The sequence below is a fragment of the Xanthobacter aminoxidans genome (assembly GCF_023571765.1).
In the GTDB taxonomy this organism is placed as follows: Bacteria; Pseudomonadota; Alphaproteobacteria; order Rhizobiales; family Xanthobacteraceae; genus Xanthobacter; species Xanthobacter aminoxidans.
Genome location: NZ_JAMJXC010000009.1, coordinates 216,107 through 222,955 on the forward strand (window position 1 = coordinate 216,107; position 6,849 = coordinate 222,955).

Below are 6,849 nucleotides of genomic sequence, written 5' to 3' on the forward strand. Positions count from 1 at the left end.
ATCGGAGATCCCCTTTGTCAGCCAATCTGCCCGACGACGACCGGCCCACCGAGATTTGGCCCTCTTCCGTCGAGCCCGAGCTCGCCGCGCTCCTGGTGGACCTGATCGCCCGGGAAGGCATGCTGGACCGCGCCGCGTTGAAGCCCGGCGCCACCCTCGACGAGCTGGATTTCGACTCGCTCGAGGCGGTCCTGGTGATCAACGGCGTCGAGCAGGCCTTCGACATCGAGATCGGAAGCGAGGTGCGCTGGGGCGAGGTGCGCAATCTCGGCGAACTCGTGGTTCTGCTCGCGGACACCGTCAAGCGCGCGACGCCTGCGCTGCAGTCATGAGCAGCGTCGCGATCACCGGCTTCGGCGTCGTGTCCGCCGCCGGAGCCGACCGGCGCGCCTTCGCCCGCGCGCTGTTCGATGGGCGTAGCGCCATCGGCCCCGTCGTGCTGCCGCGCGCCTTCGGGCGTCGCGCGTTCCGGGCGGCTCAGATCGGCGATCTCCCCGACAGCGTGGCGCAGACGGCTGGCGACCGGCGCGCGTATGACCGCTTCAGCCTGCTGGCCTTGCTGGCGGCGGAGGAAGCGGTTGCTGCGGCCGGCCTGGGTGCGGAAGATCTGGCTGGCGATCGCACTTCGGTGCTGGTTGGAACCGGCATCGGTGGTGCCACCTCCATCGACGACAGCCACCACGGGCTCTATGTGGAGCAGCGCCGGCCCGATCCCCTCACCATTCCCCGGCTGATGGCCCATGCGGCCCCCGCGCTGCTGAGCCGTCGGTGGGGCTGCCGCGGCACCGTCCTCGCCCTATCGAGCGCATGCGCCTCGGGCGCGCAGGCCATCGGGCTCGGCATAAGCTTCATCAGGGCGGGCCTTGCCGATCGCGTGCTCGCGGGAGGAACCGAGGCCTCGCTCACGCCGTCCGCCCTTGAGAGCTGGCAGGCCATGCGCGTGCTGACCTCGACCCGCTGCCGACCCTTCTGCGCGGACCGCGACGGCATGGTGCTGGGCGAGGGCGCGGCGGTGTTCGTGCTGGAGAGCGACGAAGCGGCGGCACGGCGTGGCGCGCCGGTCCTCGCCCGCCTGCGTGGCTATGGCACGACCTCCGACGCGGGTGATCTGGTGCGCCCCGATGCCGGCGGCGCGGCGGCGGCCATCCGCGCAGCGCTCGCAGATGCCGGCCTCGCTCCGCACGACATCAGCCATGTGAACGCCCATGGCACCGGCACGCGGCTGAATGACGCCGCCGAGGCCGAAGCCCTTCAGGCGGTCCTGGGCGCCGATGCGGCGCGCATTCCACTCTCGGCGACCAAGCCGGTCCACGGCCATACGCTGGGGGCCTCGGGTGCCCTGGAGCTTGCCGCGACGATCCTCGCCCTCCAGTCCCGCACCGCGCCGGGCACCCTCGGCTTCGAGGCGGCACAGGCCGAATATCCGCTGGCCATCAGCGACCAGAACCAGCCCATCGCCGGTGCGATCGGCCTCAGCAACAGCTTCGCGTTCGGCGGCGTCAATGCCGCGCTGATCGTCGAGGCGCTCCCGCTCGCGCCCCTGTGAGGTCCGCCTTGCCCCCTGCGCCATCCTCGCCGCCATCTCTCTGGCAGGCCATCGTCGATTTCGACGGCACGATCTCCCGGGAGGACACCACCGACCGCGTCCTGGAACGCTTCGCCGCGCCGGGCTGGGAGGCGATCGAGGCCGAATGGCACGCCGGCCTCATCGGCTCGCGCGCCTGCATGACCCGACAGGTCGATCTGCTGCGCGTCTCGCCCGACGCGCTCGACACCTTCGCCGCCACGCTGGAGATCGATCCCGGGTTCCCGGAGTTCGTCCGCCTCTGCGGGCGCCACGCCATTCCCCTCACCATCGTGTCCGACGGGCTCGACAGGACGATCCGCACGGTCATGGCGCGCGCCGGCCTTGGTCCCATCCCGGTGGTCGCCAACGAACTCAGGTGGATGGGCGGCGACCGCTGGCGGCTGCTGTCGCCGCATGCGGCGCCGGGCGGAGCCTGCGGCAGCGGCACCTGCAAGTGCCGTGTCGCCGCGCAACTGGCGCGCCCGCTGAATTTGCTCGTCGGTGACGGGCGGTCGGACTTCTGCGTGGCGGGCGAAGCCGACCTCGTGTTCGCCAAGGCCAGCCTCGTCGCCCACTGTGCGCAGGCCGGCATCCCCCATCACCCCATCGCGGATTTCACCGACGCCAGCGCGCGTCTGGAAGTGGTTCTCGCCGGCGCGCCGCTGCCGGCCGCACCCCGTCAACTCGAGGACAAGATCAATGGATAACGCCGTTCTCCAGCACGACCGCTCGACCGCCGCCAGCGGGGCGACGCGCGCCGGCCTCGCCGCCGAGGAGGCGCGCTTGCTGGCCCTTGAGGCCGAGTATTGCTCCCATGGCGATACGGTTCACTACACGCAGTTTCCGAAGATCTTCTCGGGCTGCGAAGGGTCTTTCATGCTGGATGCGGCCGGAAACCGCTTCCTTGACCTGCAGATGTGGTACTCGGCCGTCAACTTCGGCTACGCCAACCCGCGCCTCAACGCCGCGCTGAAGCGTCAGATCGATACTCTGCCGCAGGTGGCGAGCCAGTATCTCCACCGCGAGAAGATCGAGCTCGCGGCCATGATCGGGAAGGATGCCGAGGCCAAGTTCGGGGCCAAGGGGAGGGTGCATTTCAACGTCGGCGGCGCCCAGGCGGTGGAGGATTCCCTCAAGATCGTGCGCAACGCCAGCAACGGAAAGAGCCTGATGTTCGCTTTCGAGGGCGGATACCACGGCCGCACCCTCGGCGCGTCCGCTATCACCTCGTCCTATCGCTATCGCCGGCGTTTCGGCCATTTCGGCGAGCGCGCGCAATTCATCCCCTTTCCCTACCATTTCCGCGGACCGAAGGGCATGAGCAAGGAGGAGTATGGCGAACACTGCGTCGCCCAGTTCGCCCGTCTGTTCGAGAGCGAGTATAATGGCGTCTGGGACCCCAAGCTCGGCCAGGCCGAATACGCGGCCTTCTATGTGGAACCCTTGCAGGGCACGGGCGGATACGTCATTCCCCCGCGCAACTTCTTCACGGGGCTGAAGAAGGTGCTCGACGACCACGGCATCCTGCTGGTCGTCGACGAGATCCAGATGGGCTTCTACCGGACCGGAAAGCTCTGGTCGATCGAGCATTTCGGCGTGCAGCCGGACGTGATCGTCTTCGGCAAGGCGGTCACCAACGGCCTCAATCCCCTGTCTGGCGTCTGGGCGAAGGAAGAGCTCATCAATCCCACCGTCTTCCCGGCCGGCTCCACCCATTCGACCTTCAACGCCAACCCGCTCGGCACCGCCGTCGCGCTGGAGGCGATGAAGATGATGGCCGAGGAAGACTACGAGCCCATGGTCATGGCCAAGGGCGCCTACTTCCTGGAGGGGCTCCGGGACTTGCAGCGGCGCCACAGGATCGTCGGCGACGTGGACGGCCTCGGCATGGCGCTGCGCATGGAGATCTGCGAGGCGCACGACAGCTATACGCCGGCCAAGCGCCTCGTGGACCTCATGTGCGATGAGGGCATGAAGGCCGATCTCGAGGTCGCCGGCCGCCGCTATGGGCTCGTGCTCGACATCGGCGGCTACCACAAAAACGTCATCACCCTCGCGCCGGCGCTGACCATGAGCTACGCCGAGATCGATCTCGCCATCGCGCTGCTCGACCAGTTGCTCGCCCGCGTCGCGGCGGCTTGAGCGGCGCGCGACCATGGCGCGATTTCGTGTGATCGATCTGGACGGCAGCCTGCCGGCCCAGGAGCCGCTGCGCCGGCGCATGGATGCGGGGACGGCCACCCGCATCGATGCCGTCGACCTCGCCGGCCGCCTGCGCATCGTCGCGAGCCGCGGGGCGCTGCGCCGCCTCGCCGCGCGGCTGCCGCCGGCGGAGGACGGCGCGGGCGCGACCGTCACCTTCTACGGCTCGGGCGATTTCCACCACCTCACGGCCGGATTGGTGGCGGCGCTGGACGAGCCCGTCACCATCGTCCATTTCGACAATCATCCCGACTGGGTGCGGTTTCCCCCCACGCACAATTGCGGCGCCTGGGTCAATCGCGCACTCAGCCTGCGGCATGTGTACAAGGTGGTCACCATCGGCCCATGCAGCGGCGATCTGGTGCGGCCGGAATTGCAGCTCGCGAACCTTGGGGCGGTGCGGGACGGGCGCATCGCGCTCTACCCCTGGCGGCATCCCCCGTCGCGCGTCTGGGGCCGCTACGGCCACACGCGTTGCTACCGGCAGGAGGGCGACCATCTGCACTGGCGCAATCTCGCCGAGGAAAGCTGGACGGATTTCCTCGGCGAGCTCGTCGAGGAGATTCTGACCCGCGCCATATGGATTACCATCGACAAGGACGTGCTCGCGCGCGGCGACGCGCTGACCAACTGGGACCAAGGCGCCTTGCCGCTCGGCAATCTGCTCGCCGCGGTCGAGCATCTTGCCGGCACGCGCCACATCGCCGGCGTGGATGTCTGCGGCGACTGGTCGGAGCCGCGCTTCAAAGACCCGTTCCGCGCCGCCCTGGCGAGGTTCGACCATCCGCTGCCCCTTCGCCCCAGCGCAGACGACCTCGCCGTCAATGCGCGGGTGAATGCCCAACTCATCGATCTCTTCGACCGGGTGCTGTGATGATCTCTGGAAACGCGCGCCCGTCGCGGGAAGAGGACGGCCCTGCACCCCGGGTGGCCGCGGCTGACCACGGCATAAGGCTGGCCGGCGGGCGAACCGGCTTCCTCCTGCTCCACGGCCTCGGCGGCACACCGGTGGAGCTGAAACTCATCGCTCGGGCGCTCAACGCCGCTGGTCACACGGTCCATTGCCCGCAGCTCGTCGGTCATTGCGGCAGCGAGGGCGACCTGCTCGCCACCGGCTGGCGCGACTGGGCGCGAAGCGCCCTCGACGCCCTGGCGCGCCTCCATGCCGAGTGCGACCGGGTGATCGTCGGCGGCCTTTCGATGGGCGCTGTGCTGGCCATCCATGTCGCCGCCGAGCGTCCGGCCCAGGTGGACGGCCTCGCGCTCTACGCGCCGACCCTGCGTTACGACGGCTGGTCGATCCCGCGCTACGCCTTTCTGCTGAAGTGGCTGATCAACACGCCGCTCGGCCGCCGCTACCGCTTTCCCGAGCGCGAGCCCTACGGCATCAAGCACAGGCGCACTCGCCAGACGATCATGGAGGCGATGGCCTCCGGCGACACCGCAATGGCCGGGCTGGAGGGCACGCCCGCGCGGGCGCTCCAGCAGCTCTGGCGGCTTGTCGCGGTGACGCGCGCGCGGATGCCCGCCGTGACCTGCCCGGCGCTGCTCGTCCATGCGCGCGAGGACGATATCGCCGGGCTTTCCAACGTCTTCGAGATCCAGCACCGCCTCGGCGGGCTCGTCGACGCGGTGATCCTCGACGATTGCTATCACCTCGTCACCATCGACCAGCAGCGCGGCATTGTCGTGGACCGCACGCTCGCGCTCGCGAACCGCCTCGCGACCGCGGGCGGGAGAACGCGGCCCGGCCGAGCGCGCGTGGCCGCGGCGCAATGACGAGGTTCGCGGCGCGCGTCGTCGAAAGCATCGCCGAGATCGCGGCGGCGGACTGGGACGCCTGCCTGCCGGGGGAGGCGGAAGATCACGCCTATTTCAGCGCCTGCGACAGCGCGGCGGTCGCCTCCGGTGTCGGCCTGCGCTGCGGGGCCGTGGTCGTCACGGATTGTGTCGGCGTCGCTGCCGTGGCGCCGGTCTTTCCCTTCGCTTACAGGCTGGACACGCCGTTGCAGGGGCGTGTGCGGCGGTGGGCGGAGGCTGCCTTCCGGGTGGTTCCCGGTCTTGCGGCGATCCGGGTGCTTTGCGTTGGCTCGCCCTATGCGGAGCGCTGCCACCTCGGCTTCGCCGCTCGCCTAGATGCGGCAGCCCGCGCCGGGGCGATGGCGGTCCTGCTGACCGCGCTGGAGACGGAGGCGCGGGCGCGGGGCGCGCATCTCGTCGCGTTCAAGGATCTTGCGCCTCGGGAGGATGAGGCGCTGGCACCGATGCTTCGACGTGCCGGCTTCGCCAGTCTCGGCAGCCTTCCGGTCGCCACGCTAGACCTGCCTTTCGTGGATGCGGACGGCTATCTCGCCTCGCTCTCCGGCGCGACGCGCAAGGACATCCGCCGCAAGCTTGCGAAGGCCGGGTCGGTGCGCATCGAGCATCGTATCGGCATCGCCGGGCTGGAGGACGAAATCGAAACCCTCTACGAGGCGACGCGCACGCGCAGCGGCCTCGATTACGGCGAACTCGAAGTGCTGCCGCCGGGCTATTTCGCAGCCGTCGCCGAGGCGCTCGGAGAGCGGGCCGTCTTTGCCCTCTACTGGGTGGGAGACACGCTTGCGGCCTTTAACCTGCTACTCGTCGAATCCGACCGCGTGATCGACAAATTCCTGGGCATGCGCTACCCGCTGGCGCGCAACCACAACCTCTATGCGGTCAGCTGGATGGCGAATGTGCGGTTCTGCCTGGAGCGGGCCGTAAGCGAGCTGCAGACCGGGCAGACCGCCTACGCCTCGAAGCTGCGCTTCGGCAGCCGTCTGGTCCCTTCAACCATTCGCTTCCGCCATCACAATCGCCTGGTGCAATGTCTGCTCGCAGGCCTGGGCCCCTGGTTGTCCTTCGATCACCTGGATCCCCAGCTTGCCTCCTCGCGAACCGCTTCGTCGCCTGATCCGATGGATCGGGAGCGTGATCTTCCCCCGAAAAAGTGGACGGGGTTAAGCCGCTCTGCGTTCCATCTCGGCCGGGCTGATGTAGCCGAGGGCGGAGTGCAGGCGGCGGGAATTGTAGAAGCCCTCGATGTATCCGAACAGGTC

The 6,849-nt window shown here is 69.0% G+C and carries 7 protein-coding genes; all 7 read left to right on the forward strand.

The window, feature by feature from the left end; genetic code table 11:
* Nucleotides 1-14: 14 nt before the first annotated feature.
* Complete coding sequence (locus EJ105_RS15695) at nt 15-332, forward strand: acyl carrier protein (RefSeq protein WP_250167105.1); 318 nt, start codon at nt 15-17, stop codon at nt 330-332.
* Entirely contained in the window at nt 329-1,546 is a 1,218-nt protein-coding gene (locus EJ105_RS15700) for a beta-ketoacyl-[acyl-carrier-protein] synthase family protein (RefSeq protein ID WP_250167106.1), read from the forward strand. The genes EJ105_RS15695 and EJ105_RS15700 overlap by 4 nt, the downstream gene beginning before the upstream one ends.
* A gap of 8 nt (nt 1,547-1,554) precedes the next feature.
* Complete coding sequence (locus EJ105_RS15705) at nt 1,555-2,274, forward strand: MtnX-like HAD-IB family phosphatase (RefSeq protein WP_250167107.1); 720 nt, start codon at nt 1,555-1,557, stop codon at nt 2,272-2,274.
* A complete protein-coding gene (locus EJ105_RS15710) occupies nt 2,267-3,709 on the forward strand; it encodes an aspartate aminotransferase family protein (protein WP_250167108.1) in 1,443 nt (480 codons plus the stop codon). Before EJ105_RS15705 ends, EJ105_RS15710 begins: the two co-directional genes overlap by 8 nt.
* A gap of 13 nt (nt 3,710-3,722) precedes the next feature.
* Nucleotides 3,723-4,643 carry an arginase family protein gene (locus EJ105_RS15715; RefSeq protein ID WP_250167109.1) on the forward strand — a complete coding sequence of 307 codons (921 nt, stop codon included), beginning with the start codon at nt 3,723-3,725 and terminating at the stop codon, nt 4,641-4,643.
* 53 nt (nt 4,644-4,696) lie between these two features.
* Nucleotides 4,697-5,548, forward strand: coding sequence for an alpha/beta hydrolase (locus tag EJ105_RS15720; RefSeq protein WP_250167110.1), 852 nt, complete (start codon nt 4,697-4,699; stop codon nt 5,546-5,548).
* Nucleotides 5,545-6,849: GNAT family N-acetyltransferase (locus EJ105_RS15725; RefSeq protein ID WP_347881322.1), on the forward strand; the 1,305-nt coding region annotated here is incomplete at its 3' end. The genes EJ105_RS15720 and EJ105_RS15725, both read left to right, overlap by 4 nt.